This window comes from Pseudomonas sp. MH9.2 (assembly GCF_034353875.1).
GTDB lineage: Bacteria > Pseudomonadota > Gammaproteobacteria > Pseudomonadales > Pseudomonadaceae > Aquipseudomonas.
In genome coordinates this window covers 1,086,715-1,105,040 of sequence record NZ_CP133784.1, presented here as the reverse complement: position 1 = coordinate 1,105,040, position 18,326 = coordinate 1,086,715, and the positions used below count along the sequence as shown (strand labels likewise).

The 18,326-nt window shown below is 57.2% G+C and carries 13 protein-coding genes; 5 read left to right on the top strand and 8 right to left on the bottom strand.

Translation table 11 applies throughout. The annotated features are described in order from the left end of the window. Positions 1–140: 140 nt before the first annotated feature. A complete protein-coding gene (locus RHM55_RS05045; protein WP_322179875.1) occupies positions 141–1,217 on the bottom strand; it encodes a hypothetical protein in 1,077 nt (358 codons plus the stop codon). Next, positions 1,102–1,992 carry a hypothetical protein gene (locus RHM55_RS05040; RefSeq protein ID WP_322179874.1) on the bottom strand — a complete coding sequence of 297 codons (891 nt, stop codon included), beginning with the start codon at positions 1,990–1,992 and terminating at the stop codon, positions 1,102–1,104. Before RHM55_RS05040 ends, RHM55_RS05045 begins: the two co-directional genes overlap by 116 nt. Positions 1,993–3,112: 1,120 nt before the next feature. Between RHM55_RS05040 and RHM55_RS05035 the strand changes: the two genes are divergently transcribed. Next, a complete protein-coding gene (locus tag RHM55_RS05035; RefSeq protein ID WP_322182746.1) occupies positions 3,113–4,651 on the top strand; it encodes an autotransporter outer membrane beta-barrel domain-containing protein in 1,539 nt (512 codons plus the stop codon). Positions 4,652–4,738: 87 nt separating this feature from the next. On the opposite strand, the gene RHM55_RS05030 is transcribed toward RHM55_RS05035, so the two are convergent. From RHM55_RS05030 to acnA, 4 genes are all read right to left on the bottom strand, one after another. Next, on the bottom strand, positions 4,739–5,389 hold the full coding sequence (locus RHM55_RS05030; RefSeq protein WP_322179872.1) for a hypothetical protein: 651 nt from the start codon (positions 5,387–5,389) through the stop codon (positions 4,739–4,741). A 756-nt stretch (positions 5,390–6,145) separates the two neighbouring features. Beyond that, positions 6,146–7,711: a PAS domain-containing methyl-accepting chemotaxis protein gene (locus RHM55_RS05025; RefSeq protein WP_322179871.1), complete on the bottom strand. Its 1,566-nt coding sequence runs from the start codon at positions 7,709–7,711 to the stop codon at positions 6,146–6,148. Between the two features lie 124 nt (positions 7,712–7,835). Beyond that, the gene (locus RHM55_RS05020) at positions 7,836–8,627 is read right to left on the bottom strand and encodes a CPBP family intramembrane glutamic endopeptidase (protein ID WP_322179870.1); all 792 of its coding nucleotides are present in this window, start codon (positions 8,625–8,627) and stop codon (positions 7,836–7,838) included. Between the two features lie 256 nt (positions 8,628–8,883). Further along, positions 8,884–11,625 carry an aconitate hydratase AcnA gene (gene acnA, locus RHM55_RS05015; protein WP_322179869.1) on the bottom strand — a complete coding sequence of 914 codons (2,742 nt, stop codon included), beginning with the start codon at positions 11,623–11,625 and terminating at the stop codon, positions 8,884–8,886. A gap of 222 nt (positions 11,626–11,847) precedes the next feature. On the opposite strand from acnA, the gene rlmM reads away from it, so the two are divergent. After that, the gene (gene rlmM, locus RHM55_RS05010; RefSeq protein ID WP_322179868.1) at positions 11,848–12,912 is read left to right on the top strand and encodes a 23S rRNA (cytidine(2498)-2'-O)-methyltransferase RlmM; all 1,065 of its coding nucleotides are present in this window, start codon (positions 11,848–11,850) and stop codon (positions 12,910–12,912) included. A gap of 80 nt (positions 12,913–12,992) precedes the next feature. After that, positions 12,993–13,247, top strand: coding sequence for a sulfurtransferase TusA (gene tusA / locus RHM55_RS05005; protein WP_219060542.1), 255 nt, complete (start codon positions 12,993–12,995; stop codon positions 13,245–13,247). 36 nt (positions 13,248–13,283) lie between these two features. On the opposite strand, the gene RHM55_RS05000 is transcribed toward tusA, so the two are convergent. Then, positions 13,284–14,684 (bottom strand): MATE family efflux transporter, encoded by a 1,401-nt coding sequence (locus RHM55_RS05000; RefSeq protein WP_322179867.1) that lies wholly within the window; start codon positions 14,682–14,684, stop codon positions 13,284–13,286. A gap of 139 nt (positions 14,685–14,823) precedes the next feature. Between RHM55_RS05000 and pdxB the strand changes: the two genes are divergently transcribed. Then, complete coding sequence (pdxB, locus tag RHM55_RS04995; RefSeq protein ID WP_322179866.1) at positions 14,824–15,966, top strand: 4-phosphoerythronate dehydrogenase PdxB; 1,143 nt, start codon at positions 14,824–14,826, stop codon at positions 15,964–15,966. A gap of 81 nt (positions 15,967–16,047) precedes the next feature. Here pdxB and RHM55_RS04990 read toward each other — a convergent pair whose 3' ends face one another. Beyond that, a complete protein-coding gene (locus RHM55_RS04990) occupies positions 16,048–16,224 on the bottom strand; it encodes a PA1571 family protein (protein ID WP_219060544.1) in 177 nt (58 codons plus the stop codon). A gap of 292 nt (positions 16,225–16,516) precedes the next feature. Between RHM55_RS04990 and RHM55_RS04985 the strand changes: the two genes are divergently transcribed. After that, complete coding sequence (locus RHM55_RS04985; protein ID WP_322179865.1) at positions 16,517–18,295, top strand: ABC transporter transmembrane domain-containing protein; 1,779 nt, start codon at positions 16,517–16,519, stop codon at positions 18,293–18,295. Positions 18,296–18,326 lie beyond the last annotated feature (31 nt).

Genomic DNA, 18,326 nt, shown 5'->3' with positions numbered 1-18,326 from the left:
GTTATCACGCGGGATAATGGCGGTTAGATAAACGGTGTAAACGCTTTATCTGTCATTGAACTAATAGAGGTTTTCGTGACCTGTCAACAGTGGGTGGTAAATAAATAGTTTTTTCTTATCTGTTGAACGAGCAAGCGCGTTCAGCACCCCGGCGCAGGCGTGCGCATATCGACATAAGTGCCTGCCTTTAATGAACTCGCCTGCCCATGGGTATTGATCACCTCGTAGCGCGCTTCCGCTCGACCCCGCTGGATGGCCATCAAACAGGTGTGGGCAATCATGAACCGGCAGCCTTTGAGCAGGTCATTGTCGCTCACCACCTGTTCCTGACGGTCCGACGCGGCCACCACCGGATCACCGCCACTCATGGCGTCGAACCCGGTGAACGACAATTGAATAACATCGCCGACCTGCATGTTCCGGTAGGGGTTGATGTGCACTGCGGTGCCGTTCGGGCTGCCGTCCGGGCTGCCTGCCGGTTCCAGCGTGCAATACGCATTGGCCTGGATAAACAGCGGCGCACCGAGGCCGGTTTCACCGCCCGGCAATTGTCCTTTCGACACCAGCTTCACCGGTTGGCTTGGCGAATATGAGGTGTTGGGGTTGCCCGCATGCGTCACGGTGTAACGCACTGAAACCGGCTTGCACACGCCTTCAGCGGTGATGACCCGATTGGGCAGGCAGATCAGCAGATCGGTTGCTGTATCAACGTCGTTCTGATTGATTGGCCGAACCACCGGCACGGTCGAGGCGCCCCAGAACAGATTGATCAGGTCGCAGCGCTTGAACCCCCCACGCCAGGCAATCACCGTGTCGGCGCTGAGCAGGTAATCGTCTTCATCAAGGACGTTGTCCTGTCGATTGGCGTTATCGCTTCTGCCTTTAATGACCGGCGCGGCCAGCGCTTCGTTGATCAAGGTGTGCGGCGAGTCGTCCTGCGGGCCCGGCACTGTCAGAAACACCTGCACCTCCAGGCTCGGCGAGGTGGCGAGCAATTGCCCTTCGCGGCGTACTTCATAGCGAACCTCGATCTTGCCATCGCCGGCCTGCACCAGACTCGGATAGGCCACCGCCATGGAGAACAGCACCGCTTGGCCGAGCTCAGCGGCAGTCAGCCGATACTCGGGTAAGGCTACGCTGCCCCATAGCAGGGTTATGGCGTCCCCGGCCTCGGCATGGGTGTACGCCGGAATATCCACCCGCACCATCGGTGTCATCGATCAGCCCATCGTCGGCCTGCGGCACCATGGGTGGCAGCAGATCGGTCGGGGTATTTTTGATGCGCAGCACAACGCTGGCCGCTTGCGACACCACCGAGGTATTGCCTGCGCGGTCGGTCACGGTGTAGGTCACTGCGACCTCGCCATCCTCCAGCGACTCCAGATAGGTGCGGTCGAAGCTCAGGCTGATGGCCGGGTCGGTCAGTTCTTCCGCCAGCACCGTATGGACCGGTCCTGGCTGGCCCGCCCAATAGCTGCGAATCACATCCCCCCATTTCATGTCGAAATACCCCGGCACGTTCGCCACCAGCACGTTGCCCATGGCCGACAGTTCGGCGGAGGTCAGGCCGTTTTCACTTTCGCTCGGGAACATCAGCGGTGCGAGTGTGCCGCCGCCGGGAGGGGTACGGTCAATGATGACGGGGGTGGAGGCAGATACATTGGGGGTGCCGCCGATGAAGCGCTTGGTGTGGTAAGCCAGCGTATGAGCACCCTCTTCCCAGCGATCAGAAATAAAAATTTCAAACGTCAGTATTTCACCGGGCGTCGGATTGCTCCCTAGCTGCTTTTGTTCCCCCTTCAGAGCATTATTAATGAGCAGTTGGTAATAATCACCCTCCATCGCATCCGGCCAAGTTGGAAAGCTGACAGTGATAGTGCTCTCTAAATCCCGACGCTGTAAAAGTCCATCCACAGGGTCAGCAATTGAAATGGTGGGCAGCTCCATGGAAGTTCCTCTAGTGCCAGCTGTTTGGTTGTCGTAGTTTTGCATGTTGACTCTCCTGATGGTTTGAGACACCTGTCGCTGTCGCGTCATCGATAGCGGCTCATAAGCGTTCGTCTGAAAGCATTGCGTTGGAAACAGGCCCCACAGCCATCGGGTGGTACATAGTTATGGGGGTGCTGTCTAAAATCGAACCAATAGCAATTGAAGGTGATTGTCAATCGCTCGAATTTTATTTAATAGAGCTCGTCTCAGGCGCCCAAACGGAATACCCGCTGTCTGTAAGACTCATATTTCAAATTCTTCAGATGCGTCCTACAAGGATAATATCCATAACGCTCTTCAGGACTGAATGCGAACTCTAAAATAGGGTCAGTTCATTTTATGAAGGAGTTGCATATTGAAAAGGATTGGTTCGTGCCGCCCGATTTTTCGGATAGGGCTGGGGGCGGTAGGCGTTTCATTGGGCGCTTCGTTGAGCCTGTACGCTGTCGCTGAGGACGCTATGGCTGATGCTGCGTTAGTCCGTTTTCCCAGTGCGCCTAATGGAAATCAAGTGTTGGCGAGAGACCCTAAAACATCGAGGCTTTTAGTTGATGGCATTGTATGGAATGTGGATGGGGCGACGCCGCAAGATTCATATAATGTCCAGAATGGCGGTGTGTTGAACGTTAGCGGTGCTACTACTGGTTATATTAATATTAACGGCAGTACGCTTAATATGGAGTCAAGCACTGCCCGCGGTGACGTTAAATCTTTTGGTGGGGTGGTAAATATTAATCAATCCGTTGTTGTCAGCGATAGAGAAGCGTTGACCGTGATTAGGGGTGGTAATGCGATTTCCGTGGCAAATGTGAGCAATAGTTCACTTTCTGGTGGGGTTGGCGCCAATGTTGGTGGTAGAAGTGAACTGAATGTTAGTAATAGTCAATTGGCAGGGGTTGGTGGGGGTAGTTTTGGTGGATTGGGTGTAGTGCTTGCAGGTGCTACAGTAAACGCATCGAATGGTAGTTTAATTGTGGGCAGTAATAATGGCCTATTGATTTCCATTGATGTGGGAAATGCTACGGATGTGCCTAAATCGATCAATAGTGTAGTCGTTATAGATGGGTCTGAAGTTCAGGGTTTGAACGGTCCCGCAATCAAGGTCACAGCAACACCGCCCTCTATGGTGAGCGAGCCTATTGGTGCCGTCGCCGACATCACCTTTCAAAACCACTCAACCCTTTTGTCCGGTAACGGCAATCTGTTGGAAGTCGACGGCGACAGCACCGTAAAATTCACCGTCGACGACAGTACCCTTACTGGCAATCTGGTCGCCGATGACACCAGCACGCTGAATGTCACCCTGCAAAACAACGCGCAGCTCACCGGCGATGTGATCAACGGCAACAATTTGTCGATCAATTCCGGTGCGCAGTGGCAGATGGTGGGTGATAACGCAGTCAAGACGCTGAACCTCAACGGCGGCGGGGTGAACTTTGGTGCGGACGGGTTTCATACGCTGTCGCTGGGTGAGTTGTCCGGTAGCGGTGCATTTGCCATGAACATTGATCTGGATGCTGGTGTCGGTGACTTATTGGAGGTCAACGGCGAGGCCAATGGCGACTTCACGCTCAAAGTGAAGAACACGGGCGTTGAACCGGTGTCGCCCGACATTCAGCCATTGCAGGTGGTCCACACCGAAGGTGGCGATGCGCAGTTCATCCTGCTGGGCAATCGGGTGGATTTGGGCGTCTATTCCTACGAACTGGAAGAGCAGGGCACCGACTGGTTCATCGTCGGTTCGGGCAAAACCATCAGCCCCTCGACGCAGAGTGTGCTGGCCTTGTTCAATGCTGCACCCAATATCTGGATGAGCGAGCTGTCGACGTTGCGCAGTCGCATGGGTGAAGTGCGCACCAGCGGCGAGGGTGGCGGCTGGATTCGGGCGTATGGCAATCGCTTCAACGCCACGACCGGCGCAGGTGTCGATTATGAGCAGCGACAGAGCGGTATGTCGTTCGGTGCGGATGCGCCGGTTCCGGTGAGTAACGGTCAGTTGCTGATAGGGTTGCTCGGTGGGTATAGCAAGTCCGATCTGGACTTGAGTCGCGGCACCTCGGGCAATGTCGACAGCTATTACGTCGGCGCTTACGGTACTTGGCTGTCGGAGGAGGGCTATTACGTTGATGGTGTGCTCAAGCTCAACACCTTCAACAACGAGTCGGAGGTGGCGATGAGCGACCAGACTCAAGCCAAGGGCAGTTATAAAAACACGGGTATCGGTGGTTCGGTGGAGGTCGGCAAGCACATCAAGTTGGCCGATGACTTCTTCCTTGAACCCTTTGCGCAGATGGCGGCGGTGGTGATTCAGGGCGACCATTACACTCTGGACAACGGCCTGGAAGCGAAGAACAACCGCACTCAGTCGGTACTGGGCAAGGTGGGTACTTCGGTCGGCCGTAACATCGCGCTTAAGGATGGCGGTGTACTCCAGCCCTATGTGCGTGTCGCTGTCGCTCACGAATTTGCGCGCAGCAACGAGGTGACGGTCAACGACACCCGTTTCAACAATGAGCTATTTGGCTCGCGTGCAGAGTTGGGTGCAGGGGTGGCGGTATCGCTGTCGAAGCGCCTGCAAGTGCACGCGGACTTCGACTACATGAAGGGCAATAACGTCGAGCAGCCGTGGGGGGCAAACGTGGGTGTGCGGTTTGCTTTTTGATGAGGTGAGTCCAAGCGCTTCGGGGTTCTGAAGCCCAGCGTAGAAAAACCCCCGGTGATCACTCATCGGGGGTTTTTCTTTACACCCTCAATGCTGCGGCGGTGGGCGTCGCTGCTGTTTGCGTCTGATGGATCGTCCTCGGTTGCGTTGTTTGGCGCTGGATCGGTAACAGCTATGCACGTTCAGATAGAGGATCGCGGAGGTGCCAATCCGTTGTCCGTCGCGATTGATGTCGTAACACACTTCGACTTTGCCCTGCGGGGCAACATTATCTGTACTGTACGAGACCCATTGCATCCCAATGATCGGATCGTTGATGTGTTCTTCATCCAGCGTCTGGATAGGGTAGGTTCTGCTGCCCCACAGCAGGTGGAATTCATCCCCGGGTTGCAAATAGGACGAGCCAGGTATCAGTACGTTGATCCCGGCTTTCATCTGCGCTTCCGAGACTGACTTGGGGTTGATCCCTTCCAGGGAGGGTGGCTCCAGGTGGGTGGAAATGAGGATGGTAAGCTCGCCCGACGAGTTATCTTCAGCCCGTAGTACGCGGGCGTAGGTAAAGGCCATTTCCCCGGTTGACGAGGTCTTCGGAGCGCCGTCCGAACGTTCTGCCAGCAAGTGCGTTCCCAGAGGAGCGCCCGGTTTGGTGGGGCTGTCTCGCCGAGCCGGACGCGTAACCTGCGTCGTAGGCTTTTCAGGCTTGAAGGGAGGAGAGCCAGGCGGCTTTTGATCATCCATATTCAATACTCCTTACAGTGCGGACATAAATGTTGATAGTGCGGCGACACAATATTTATAAGCTGCAATGGCGATTTATTCCTGGAGAATTACATTGCTTCGTGTAACGAGGCTCGGGGTTGGTCGGAAGACTACACGGTTGTTGCTTGGTTTTCTGCCATTGATTTCATGTTGTGAACAATTGATGCTGTGTGTGACTCGTTAGTGTTAACTAGGTGCATGTCGACGTAATAGGGTATTCGCCGGGTTGTCAATCAGAGTGGCCCGTTCGGATAGTCAATTAGATGGGAAGGCGCAAGGAGTGTAGGATGCAACCTACAGGTATGGATTAATTCCTACATATTTAAAGGAGAGTACTTATTTTTTATAATAAACAAAACCCAGGCGGATAATCCGCCTGGGTTTTGTTGGTGCGTGGAGGAAATGGAGGGAGAAGGAGTGTCTTGTAGTTGCAGCGTTAAGGTTACACAGTGCGAGGCGATGGATGTGTTGCCTGCGCGGTCAGTGACGAAGTAGTCAATTGTTGTTTTATTATCATTATTGGGTGGTAATTAGTTATTGTTTTCGCTGCCTTCAAATCAACTAATAGAGGTGGCAAGGTTCTGTCAAGCTGTTCGGGTGGGCCTGTCGTGTTGTTGTGGTCTGCAAGCCGTTCAAATGCCGTATTTCAGAAGCATCCTACATTTCCCAAACGCCACCCAATAAAAAACCCCGACAAACAAAGTCTGTCAGGGTCTTTTTACAACAAATTACCTATTACCGATTAAAACGCTCCACCAGCGAATACTGAGACCGCGCGGTGCTGGTCAGCTCTTCGCTCAGTACGGCCGAGCGGCGGGCTTCGTCTGAGGTTTTATCGGCCAGTTCGGCGATGGTGGTGATCTTGCGGCTGATTTCCTCGGCGACGGCGCTTTGCTCTTCGGTGGCGGCGGCGATTTGGGTGGTCATGTCAGTGATGTTGGCCACTGCGTCGCTGATGCCCACCAGCGCTTTGTCGGCTTCCATAACCCGGGCGACGCCTTCTTCGGCCTGGCGATGCCCGGCGTCCATGGTTTGCACGGCATTGTTGGCGGTTTTTTGCAGTTTGGCGATCAGGCCATGAATCTGCCCGGTGGACTCGGTGGTGCGTTGTGCCAGTTGGCGGACTTCATCGGCGACCACCGCAAAGCCCCGGCCCATTTCCCCGGCGCGTGCCGCTTCAATGGCGGCGTTGAGCGCGAGCAGGTTGGTCTGGTCGGCGATGCCTTTGATGACGTCGACGACGCTGCCGATTTCGTTGCTGTCTTTGGCCAGTTGCGTCACGGTCAGGCCGGTTTCACCGACGGCGGTGGACAGGCGCTGAATCGCTTCGCGGGTTTCACCTGCGATATCACGGCCGCGACGGGTCAGTTCGTTGGCTTGTTGGGTGGCATCGGCCGTGCGTTGCACGTGGCTGGCGACTTCCTGAGTGGTGGCGGCCATCTGGTTGACGGCGGTGGCCACTTGCTCGGTCTCGACACGCTGACGCTCAAGTCCATCGGAGCTGGCGTGGGCGAGGGTGTCGGATCGGCGGGCCTGGTCGTTCAGGTCTTCGGCGGAAGCCTGCAAGCGGGTCAGGCAGGTTTTCAGGCGAGCCTGTTGGCTGAGGATCGACATTTCCAGGCGCGCTTGCGGCCCACGGCTATCGGTATACATTTGGGCGATCAGCGGGTCGGAGGTGGTTTGTTCGGCCAGCTTCAACAATCGCTTGATACCACGTTGCTGCCAGCTCAAGCCGAGCAACCCCAAGGGGACTGACAATGCAGCGGCGAGGGCGAAGCCCCAATTGGAGTTAAGCCAAGCGCCGATCATGAAGCTTAATTGGCTGACCAGGATGAACGGTATCCAGTCCTGTAGGACGGGTAGCCATTTGTCCCGACGAGGAATCGCCGATTTTCCGTTATTGATACGGGTGTACAAGGCTTCAGCGCGACGGATCTGCTCGGCGGTCGGTTTGACCCGCACCGATTCATAGCCCACCACCTGATCGTTTTCAAATATGGGTGTTACATAGGCGTTAACCCAGTAGTGGTCGCCGTTTTTGCTGCGGTTTTTGACAATTCCCATCCATGGCTGACCCTGCTTGAGGGTGTTCCACATGTGGGCGAAAACCGCCGAGGGCACGTCAGGGTGGCGGACGATATTGTGCGGCGCTCTAACCAGTTCCTCTGAGGTGTAACCACTAATTTCAACGAAGGCGTCGTTGCAATAGGTGATCACGCCCTTGGCGTCGGTGGTGGAGATCAACCGCTGTTGAGCGGGAAACGTCCGTTCGCGCTGGGTGATGGGCTGGTTATTACGCATGAGCTTTCGAGTCCGCTGGGCTTTGACGGGGTATCGGCCAAGGCATTGATAAATTGAGCAGGTTTCTTTAATGACCGACGAGTCGCAGGTTTTGACATGAGCCGGTCTTTGATAGCGGCCGTCATTATCGATCAAACATGGGGTAGGTAAACAGGCTGAAATGCACCAGATTCAAACCAAAGTGAGTGATGACCGCTGCCTGGAGACCGCCAAAGCGGTAGGCCAGACCATAGCCTATGCCAGCAAACCCTGACAGTAGCACCCATTGCCAACCCGCCCCCATGTGAGCCAGACCAAATACTGTCGCTGCTGCGGCGATGGCCAGCCCACTGCCGTAGGGCAATTGTTTGAATAGACGGTGAAAGCCGCCCTGGATATAGCCGCGAAACAGCAGTTCTTCGGTCAAGGTCACCAACAACAGGTTATTGACTATCCACAGCCCGCTTTGCGCCGGCCATTTCGGTGCCCACGTGATCATGCCCAGTGACACGGCGGCCAGCATGCAAGCGGTGCTGGTGGCAACCAGCGCGATGGTACTGACGATGGCTGATCGGGTGAAACCTGTGCGGGTCAGCACCCACGGGCATATCCATAGAATCCAGAAGCCGATGAGCGGCTTGTCAAGGTTCAGGTACATCGAAAAGGGTGCTGCCTCGGGCGTGAACCGCACACCGGCGATCACGCGCGCGCTGTAAAAACCCGGCAACCAATGGGTGGCCAGCGCCAACGCCAGCAGGAGAAATAGCCCGTGGCCGAACGCGCGGACATAGGTGTCGCTGAACTGCGAGACGCACAGGCCGGCCATGATCAGCAGGGCGATTGACAGCGAGGCAAACAGGTTCAGATAACCGTATGCCAGCGCCATGCCATATCCGAGGGTGAGTAACGTTAATCCTGTCCAGCGCAATGCAGGCATGGGGAAGCTCCTTGTGACCATTCAAAATCCGTTTAGGCGCGGATTCTACCGCTGAATGGTGCGCAAGCCTGTCAGACGCAGCAAGGATATTTCTGATGATTAGGGGAGGGGGATTCCAGTTTTTCCGTAAGGAGCTTCTGAAAGAAGGATTACCGAGCGATTGCGCCCCATTGAAGACGGAGCGCAATCAGTCACGTGATGTGTTCTATAAAGCAGGGTTACCGCCAGGCGTCTTCCTGCTAATAGGACTGTTCAGCTACGAAGCAATCAGCTGGCGCAGCACGTAGTGCAAAATCCCTCCAGCCTTGAAGTATTCAACCTCATTCAGCGTGTCGATCCGGCAAAGCACGTCGAGGGTTTCCTGGCTGCCGTCGTTACGGGTGATGTTCAGTTTCAAACTCATTCCCGGTTGCAGTTCGGTCTTGGTCAGGCCAGTGATGTCGATTTTTTCGTTGCCGGTCAGCTTCATCGTTTTGCGGCTCTGACCGTTCTTGAACTGCAGCGGCAATACGCCCATGCCCACCAGATTGGAGCGGTGAATCCGCTCGAAGCTTTCGGCAATCACGGCTTTGACCCCCAACAGGTTGGTGCCTTTGGCCGCCCAGTCACGGCTTGAGCCCGTGCCATATTCTTGCCCTGCGATCACCACCAGCGGCGTGCCGTCGGCTTGATAACGCATGGCTGCATCGTAAATCGACAGTTTTTCGCCGGTCGGCACATAGAGGGTGTTGCCTCCTTCTTCGCCTCCGAGCATTTCGTTGCGGATGCGGATGTTGGCGAAGGTGCCGCGCATCATGACTTCATGGTTGCCGCGACGAGAGCCGTAGGAGTTGTAGTCCCTTGGCTCTACGCCTTTTTCGCTCAAGTAGTGGCCTGCGGGGCTATCGGCCTTGATATTGCCTGCGGGGGAGATGTGGTCGGTGGTCACCGAGTCGCCGAGTAGCGCCAGGATGCGTGCGCCAGCTACATCCTCGACCACGGGCGGAGGGCCGTCGATATCGTCAAAAAAAGGCGGGTGCTTGATGTAGGTGGAGTCAGACTGCCAGACATACGTTGCTGCCTGCGGTACTGCAATGGCTTGCCATTGCGCGTCACCGGCGAATACCTCGGCATATTCTTTGTGAAACATGCTGGTGTTGACGTTTTCCACCGCCTTGGCGATTTCCTTCTGGCTGGGCCAGATATCGCGCAAGTAAACCGGCTTGCCATCCGAGCCGTTGCCCAGCGGCTCGCTGCTGATATCGATACGTACGGTGCCGGCCAAGGCGTAAGCCACTACCAGCGGCGGGGAGGCCAGCCAGTTGGTTTTTACTAGCGGATGCACACGGCCCTCGAAGTTGCGGTTGCCGGACAGGACTGACGCGACGGTCAGGTCTGACTGTTGAATGGCTTTCTCGATAGGCTCGCGCAGTGGCCCGGAGTTACCGATACAGGTGGTGCAACCATAACCGACCAGATCAAAGCCCAGTTTATCGAGGTACTGGTTCAGACCTGCGGCCTTGTAGTAGTCGGTGACCACTTTCGAGCCGGGTGCCAGCGAGGTCTTGACCCAAGGCTTGCAGGTCAGTCCTTTTTCTACCGCTTTTTTCGCCACCAGCCCGGCAGCCATCATCACGCTGGGGTTGGATGTATTGGTGCAGGAGGTAATCGCGGCGATTACCACTGCGCCATTTTTTAGCCGATAGGTCTGACCTTCGTGTTCGTAGTCCGCTTCACCGATCAGGTCCGCGCTGCCAACGGCAACACCGCCGCCGCCCTCGCTTTCCAGGCGGCCTTCTTCCTTGCCGTTGGGTTTGATTTGCAGGCCGAGGAAATCGGTGAATGCTTGAGCAACATTCGGCAGTGAGACTCGGTCCTGTGGACGCTTCGGCCCGGCGAGACTGGCTTCGACGCTGCCCATATCCAATTCCAGGCTGTCGGTGAATACCGGTTCTTGACCGGCCAGGCGCCACAAGCCTTGCGCTTTGCTGTAGGCCTCCACCAGTTTCACGGTCTCGGTCGGGCGGCCGGACAGGCGCAAGTAATCCAGGGTTACATCGTCTACGGGGAAGAAGCCGCAGGTGGCGCCATATTCCGGGGCCATGTTGGCGATGGTGGCGCGGTCAGCCAATGGCAGGTCCGCCAGTCCGTCGCCATAAAACTCGACGAACTTACCGACTACACCTTTTTTACGCAGCATTTGGGTGACGGTCAGCACCAGATCGGTGGCGGTGATGCCTTCTTTGAGCTTGCCGATCAGCTTGAAGCCGATCACTTCAGGAATCAGCATCGACACCGGTTGGCCGAGCATCGCGGCCTCCGCCTCGATCCCGCCGACGCCCCAGCCAAGTATGCCGAGGCCGTTGATCATGGTGGTGTGGGAGTCGGTCCCAACCAAGGTGTCGGGGAAGGCGTAGGTGCGGCCATCTTCATCCTTGGTCCAGACCGTGCGCCCGAGGTATTCCAAGTTGACCTGGTGACAGATTCCGGTGCCCGGCGGCACCACGCTGAAGTTGTCGAACGCGTTCTGGCCCCACCGTAGAAAGGCATAACGCTCGCCGTTGCGCTGCATTTCGATGTCGACGTTCTGGCCAAAAGCGCTGGCATCGCCGAATTTGTCGACCATTACCGAGTGGTCAATCACCAGGTCCACCGGGGACAGCGGGTTGATGCGCTGAGGGTCTCCACCGGCCTTGGCGACGGCCGCGCGCATCGCGGCCAGATCGACCACTGCTGGCACGCCGGTAAAGTCTTGCATCAGCACCCGCGCCGGGCGGTATTGAATCTCGCGATCCGAGCGTCGCGCGGTGAGCCAGGCAGCCATGGCCTTGAGGTCGGCGCCGGTGACAGTCTTGTTGTCTTCCCAGCGCAGCAGGTTTTCCAGCAGCACCTTGAGCGACATCGGCAGCTTGCTCAGGTCGCCGAGAGATTTAGCGGCTTCCGGCAAGCTGAAATAGTGGTAGGTCTTAGTGTCGACTTCTAGTGTTTTGAGGCTTTTCAGGCTATCGAGGGAGGGCATGAAATAACTCCTTTACGAGTCCGCACGGTACGGACCAGGGAATCGAGCAGAATCTAAAACTAGCTCTGATTGGTGGTTCTGGCTAATGACATGAGTATTACTGGACCGCAGAGCGGAGCCAGTGGTTCCTGATTCCGCTATCATGCGCCGGTTTTAAGCGTTGGGGCTGACCCCGAGCGCCGCGCAGTGGCTGAATGTCTCGCCGCTGCCCAGGAGAATTGAATGAACACCCTGTTTATGCACTGCCGGCCAGGCTTCGAAGGTGAAGTCTGTTCCGAGATCGCCGAGCACGCTGCCCGTCTGAACGTGGCGGGTTACGCCAAAGCCAAAACCAACGCCGCCTGTGCCGAGTTCGTCTGTACCGAAGACGATGGCGCCGAGCGCTTGATGAAAGGGCAGCGCTTCGCTCAGTTGATCTTTCCCCGGCAATGGGCGCGTGGCGTTTTTCTCGATTTGCCGGAAACCGACCGCATCAGCGTGATTCTGGCTCAGCTCGCGAACTTCCCGACCTGTGGCAGTCTGTGGCTGGAGGTGGTCGATACCAATGATGGCAAAGAGTTGTCGAACTTCTGTCGCAAATTCGAAGCACCTTTGCGCAAGGCGTTGACCCAAGCCGGCAAGCTGGTGGAAGACGCGAATAAACCGCGACTGCTGCTGACCTTCAAAAGTGGACGCGAAGTATTTCTCGGGATGGCCGACGCGGACAACTCGGCGATGTGGCCCATGGGTATTCCGCGCCTGAAGTTCCCCCGGGAGTCGCCTAGCCGTTCGACCTTGAAACTGGAAGAAGCCTGGCACCACTTCATCCCCCGCGATCAGTGGGATGAGCGCTTGTCTGGCGAGATGACCGCCGTCGATCTGGGGGCCGCACCGGGTGGCTGGACCTATCAATTGGTCCGGCGCGGCATGCTGGTAACGGCCATCGACAACGGTCCCATGGCCGAAAGCTTGATGGACACCGGGCTCGTGCAGCATTTGATGGCGGACGGTTTTACCTTCAAACCGCGTCATCCGGTGGACTGGATGGTCTGCGATATTGTCGAGAAGCCTGCGCGCAACGCTGCGTTGCTGGAGACCTGGCTGGGCGAAGGCTTGTGTCGCGAGGCGGTGGTTAATTTGAAGTTGCCGATGAAGCAGCGTTATGCCGAAGTGCGGCGCTTGCTGCTGCGCATTGAAGAAGGCTTCGAGGCGCGGGGCATCAGGGTCGAAATCGGCTGCAAGCAGCTGTACCACGACCGTGAAGAAGTGACGTGCCATCTGCGGCGTCTGGATGGCAAGCGGCGTTGAATTAGCCCTGTGGGTTTCCACAGGGTTTGGCTGAATCAAATGAATTGAGCGACAATGGCCGCCTGTTTTTGGAGTGTTTTATGTCTGAACCCATCGATACCTTGCCGGTTGACGCTATCCTCGACGCCAGCGGCCTTAATTGCCCGGAACCGGTGATGATGTTGCACCAAAAGGTTCGGGACCTGCAGGCGGGTGGTTTGCTCAAAGTCATCGCCACGGATCCATCGACCCGTCGCGATATCCCCAAGTTTTGCGTGTTTCTCGGGCATGAACTGGTCGAGCAACAGGCAGACGGCGGCACTTACCTGTACTGGATTCGCAAAAAGCTCGATTGATGTGTAACCGCCTGCGATTACAAATTCGGCCGGCTTTCAAGCGTTTGAACTGATCCGAATCCGCTTGCGCGCGCTGCCGGTCAGGCGGATCGAGAGCATCAGTGCTGCGCAGGTCAGGCCGACGATCAGCCCTTGCCACAGGCCGGCTGGGCCACTGGCGGCACCGAGCAGGTCGGTCAGGCCCAAGGCATAACCCACGGGCAGACCAATCCCCCAGTACGCGAACAAGGTCAGGATCATCGTCACGCGAGTGTCTTGATAACCACGCAGGGCACCCGCGGCGGTGACTTGGATTGCGTCCGAAAACTGGAACAAAGCAGCAAACACAATCAGCGACGCAGCCATCTTGATCACCACCGGGTCGGCCGTATAGATCGTCGCGATGTACTCACGCGAGAGCATCATCAAGCTGGCCGAAAAGCACGCATAGGCCAAGGCTGTCGCCATCCCGACCCCGGCCGTGAAGCGCGCTTCCCGAGGCTGGTTACGCCCTAATGCCTGGCCGACGCGCACGGTCACGGCCATGCCCAGCGAGAAGGGGATCATGAACACCAGCGAGCTGAAGTTCAGGGCGATTTGATGCCCTGCCACCACGTTGGAACCGAGGCTGCCGATCAGCAGTGCAATCACTGCAAAAATGCTCGACTCCGCGAACACGGCGATGCCAATGGGCAGGCCGATATCGACCAGGCGCTTGATCGCGGCCCATTGCGGCCACTCGAAACGGCTGAACACTTCGCTGGCTTTGTATACCACTGCGCGCCGCACCCAGCCGGTCATGCCCAGTAAAATGGCCCACATCACAATGGCCGTGGCCCAGCCACAACCGACACCGCCCAAGGCTGGCATGCCGAAATGACCATAGATGAAGATGTAATTCAGCGGAATATTCAGTGCCAGACCGCACAGGCCGAGCACCATGCTTGGTCGGGTTCGGCCCAGGCCGTCGCTGAAGCAGCGAAGCACGTAGAACAGTGCTGTAGCGGGCAGACCGCTGGCAATCCCTCGCAGGTATTGCATGCAGGGTTCGATCAACACCGGGTCGACTTTCATCAGGTGCAGTACCGGTTCGGCGCTCAGCAATAACGCCGACGCGATCAGTCCGACCGCCAACGCCAGCCACAATGCCTGACGCACCAACGCGCCGATTTCTGCGGTATGACCCGCACCATGATGCTGTGCAACCTTGGGCGTGGTTGCCAACAGGATCCCGGTCATCAACAGGTAAACCGGGACCCAGATCGAGTTGCCCAAGGCCACGGCGGCCAGATCTCGCGGGCCGACACTGCCGGCCATCACGGCATCGACGAAGCCCATGGCGGTGTAGGCCAACTGCCCGATCATGATCGGTAGCGCCAACGCCAGCAGCGTGCGCAGTTCCAGGCGTACCCTCGCCGGACGGGTCAAGGCGGGGGAGCGTGTTGTTGCAGAGTTCACAATAAATCCAGAAGCTGACGCAGAAAGCCGGCCATTCTACACTCTTGACACAAGAGTCAGGAATCGAAGTTGTGCAAGACCATGACTGGCCTAGTGAGGGGCCTAGCGCCTACACTGCCGCCGACCTCAGGAGCTCATCATGCGAATTGTTGCCGACGAAAATATACCGCTGCTCGATGCCTTTTTTGCCCAGTACGGTGACATCCGCCGTCTGCCAGGACGCTCGCTCGACCGCGCCGCCGTTGCGGATGCCGACGTATTGCTGGTGCGCTCGGTGACCCAGGTTGATCGGGCACTGCTCGAGGGCAGCCCGGTGCGTTTCGTCGGGACGTGTACCATCGGCACCGATCACCTGGATCTGGATTACTTTCAGGAGGCCGGAATTCAATGGTCCAGCGCCCCCGGTTGCAACGCGCGTGGGGTAGTCGACTACGTGCTGGGCAGTTTGCTGACCCTGGCGGAGATCGAAGGCGTTGATCTGACTCAGCGCACCTATGGCGTGGTTGGTGCCGGTGAGGTAGGCGGGCGACTGGTCAAGGTGTTGCGCGGGCTAGGCTGGAATGTGCGGGTCTGCGATCCGCCCCGTCAGGCGGCAGAAGGCGGCGACTTTGTCAGCCTTGAACAGGTGCTCGAGCACTGCGATGTGATCAGCCTGCACACGCCGCTGAGCAAGGCGGGTGATCAACCGACCTGGCATCTGTTCGATCATTCGCGTTTGCAGCAGCTCAAGCCCGGCAGTTGGTTGATCAACGCCAGCCGGGGTGCGGTCGTCGATAACGCGGCCTTGCGTGAGGTGTTGCTTGAGCGCGAAGACCTGCAAGCGGTGCTTGATGTCTGGGAAGGCGAGCCGCAGGTGGATGTCGCGCTGGCTGACTTGTGTGTCCTGGCCACGCCGCACATCGCCGGTTACAGCCTTGATGGCAGGCAGCGCGGAACGGCGCAGATCTATCAGGCGTTTTGCGCATACCTGGGGCAAACACCGCGTATCAGCCTGGACAGCTTGTTGCCAAAACCTTGGCTGGCGCAGGTCAGCCTGAATGCCAACAGTGATCCAGCCTGGGCACTGGCTATGCTGTGCCGTGGGGTCTATGACCTGCGCCGCGACGACGCAGACTTTCGCCGCAGCCTGATTGGCGATACAAACAGTCGTCGTCTGGCGTTTGATGCGTTACGCAAACACTACCCTGCTCGTCGTGAAATCGAAGGGCTGGCCGTGAATATCCTGGGTGAGTCGCCGCAATTGCAGCGGGTCGTGACGGCATTGGGTGCGGTATTGGTTTAAATCACAAACCCTGTGGAAACATCGATATCGCAGGCAGAAAAAACCCGGCACCAAGGCCGGGTTTAAAAAAACTGTGCAGCATCAATCTTGTTTTACGGGTTTGACCCAATGTTTGTCGCATTCTTGACACGCGACCTGAACCATCTCTTCGGTGATCAGGATCTCGCGTCCATCCTTATCAAGAATCGCGCCCCCGACAGGCAAGGTTGGGGTAGCTCGAACGACCGGTACGTGATTGGTGCTGTTTTGCAAGCTCATGGCCTGTCTCCTCATCAGGTTGTGCGCTTCAAAGTAAACCCGCTTGATGACCGCGCCGTGACATTCCTTCAGCGCATTCAAACGGCAGCCCAAGTCCAGCAGAAATGATTAAAAACTGCCAGCATGGCGTTAGATCAAAACTGTCTAACCCTTATAGAACGACGACATATCAACGCTGACCCGGCGTCACTGCCCTGGTTCATTTCAGCGCAGGCAACGTTATCGAGGGATTCGCCCGCGCCGCAGGTGTAGGCTCTTTGACTCAAGTCTTTTCGGCAGGCAGGTCACCTCCATGGTTTCAGTGTTTTCCAGTCGCCAGCGCAATGCCATTCGTCTGGCCGTGCGTTTTATCGCGCCGTATAGCTGGCAGTCACTGGGCGCTTTGCTGGCCTTGATCGTGACTGCTGGCATCACCTTGTCCATGGGCCAAGGCATTCGTCTGTTGGTGGATCAGGGGTTCATGACCCAGTCGCCGCAGTTGCTCAACCGTTCGATCGAGTTCTTTCTGCTGCTGGTGGTGGGGCTCGCGGTTGGCACTTTTGCCCGGTTTTACCTGGTGTCATGGATTGGCGAACGGGTGGTGGCCGATATCCGCAAGCAGGTGTTCAATCACCTGATCAACCTGCATCCAGGTTTTTATGAAAACAACCGTAGCTCGGAAATTCAGTCGCGGTTGACCGCCGACACCACGTTATTGCAGTCAGTGATTGGTTCGTCGTTATCGATGTTCCTGCGCAACCTGCTGATGGTCATCGGCGGCATTGTTTTGTTGTTTTTCACCAACCCCAAGCTCACCAGCATCGTGGTCGTGGCCCTGCCGCTGGTGGTTGCCCCGATTCTGATTTTCGGCCGTCGGGTGCGCAGCCTGTCGCGCTTGAGCCAGGACCGGATTGCCGATGTCGGCAGTTATGTCGCAGAAGCGTTGGGCCAGATCAAAACCGTGCAGGCCTACAACCATCAGCAGCAGGACAAACAACGTTTCGCGGTGACCGCGGAAGAGGCGTTCGACACCGCCCGCAAACGCATTTTGCAGCGTTCATGGCTGATCACCCTGGTTATCGTTCTGGTATTGGGCGCCGTGGGGGTGATGCTGTGGGTGGGCGGTATGGACGTGATTGCCGGGCGTATTTCAGGGGGAGAGCTGGCAGCGTTCGTTTTCTATAGCCTGATCGTTGGCAGCGCCTTTGGCACCCTGAGTGAAGTCATTGGCGAGTTGCAGCGCGCGGCGGGTGCGGCTGAGCGGATTGCCGAGCTGCTGCAGGCGCCCAGTGAGATCGAGCCGCCGGTCAGTGATCTGCTGCATCTGCCGGAGCGGGTCAGTGGGCGCCTGACCCTCGAAGACGTAAGTTTTGCGTACCCGTCACGGCCAGAGCGTAACGCTATCGATGGTTTTAGCTTGAGCATCGAACCGGGCGAAACCCTGGCACTGGTGGGGCCTTCAGGTGCGGGAAAGTCGACATTGTTCGATCTGCTGCTGCGTTTTTACGACCCGCAAACGGGGCGTATTCTGGTCGAAGGGTTGCCGATTACCCAGCTTGATCCACTGGACTTGCGACGCTGTTTTGCCATGGTTTCGCAAACACCCGCGCTGTTTTTTGGCAGTGTCGAAGAGAACATCCGCTACGGCAATCCCGACGCAACTGACGAGCAAGTTCAGGCCGCCGCGAGGATCGCCCATGCTCATGAATTCATTTTGCAGATGCCCGAAGGCTATCAGACCCATCTGGGCGATGGCGGGCTTGGGCTGTCTGGCGGCCAGCGTCAACGTCTGGCCATTGCCCGAGCGTTGTTGGTCGATGCGCCGATTCTGTTGTTAGATGAGGCGACCAGCGCGCTGGATGCTCAGAGCGAGCACCTGATTCAGCAAGCCCTGCCGAGTTTGATGAAAGGCCGCACGACGCTGGTGATTGCCCACCGCCTGGCCACGGTACAAAACGCCGACCGTATTGCGGTGATCGATCAGGGGCGTTTGATTGCGGTCGGCACCCACCACCAACTGATCGCGAGCAGCCCGCTGTATGCACGGCTAGCAGCGTTGCAGTTCAATGCACATCAGGAGGCGGTGGTTTGAAAAGGTGACGCGGAGCATCACTCGATCACGC

Excerpts from the sequence above, each read along its gene's own strand:
- RHM55_RS05045 (WP_322179875.1), bottom strand. The coding sequence starts at position 1,217 with ATGACACCGATGGTGCGGGTGGATATTCCGGCGTACACCCATGCCGAG.
- RHM55_RS05040 (WP_322179874.1), bottom strand. The coding sequence starts at position 1,992 with ATGCAAAACTACGACAACCAAACAGCTGGCACTAGAGGAACTTCCATG.
- RHM55_RS05035 (WP_322182746.1), top strand. The coding sequence starts at position 3,113 with ATGGTGAGCGAGCCTATTGGTGCCGTCGCCGACATCACCTTTCAAAAC.
- RHM55_RS05030 (WP_322179872.1), bottom strand. The coding sequence starts at position 5,389 with ATGGATGATCAAAAGCCGCCTGGCTCTCCTCCCTTCAAGCCTGAAAAG.
- RHM55_RS05025 (WP_322179871.1), bottom strand. The coding sequence starts at position 7,711 with ATGCGTAATAACCAGCCCATCACCCAGCGCGAACGGACGTTTCCCGCT.
- RHM55_RS05020 (WP_322179870.1), bottom strand. The coding sequence starts at position 8,627 with ATGCCTGCATTGCGCTGGACAGGATTAACGTTACTCACCCTCGGATAT.
- acnA (WP_322179869.1), bottom strand. The coding sequence starts at position 11,625 with ATGCCCTCCCTCGATAGCCTGAAAAGCCTCAAAACACTAGAAGTCGAC.
- rlmM (WP_322179868.1), top strand. The coding sequence starts at position 11,848 with ATGAACACCCTGTTTATGCACTGCCGGCCAGGCTTCGAAGGTGAAGTC.
- tusA (WP_219060542.1), top strand. The coding sequence starts at position 12,993 with ATGTCTGAACCCATCGATACCTTGCCGGTTGACGCTATCCTCGACGCC.
- pdxB (WP_322179866.1), top strand. The coding sequence starts at position 14,824 with ATGCGAATTGTTGCCGACGAAAATATACCGCTGCTCGATGCCTTTTTT.
- RHM55_RS04990 (WP_219060544.1), bottom strand. The coding sequence starts at position 16,224 with ATGAGCTTGCAAAACAGCACCAATCACGTACCGGTCGTTCGAGCTACC.
- RHM55_RS04985 (WP_322179865.1), top strand. The coding sequence starts at position 16,517 with ATGGTTTCAGTGTTTTCCAGTCGCCAGCGCAATGCCATTCGTCTGGCC.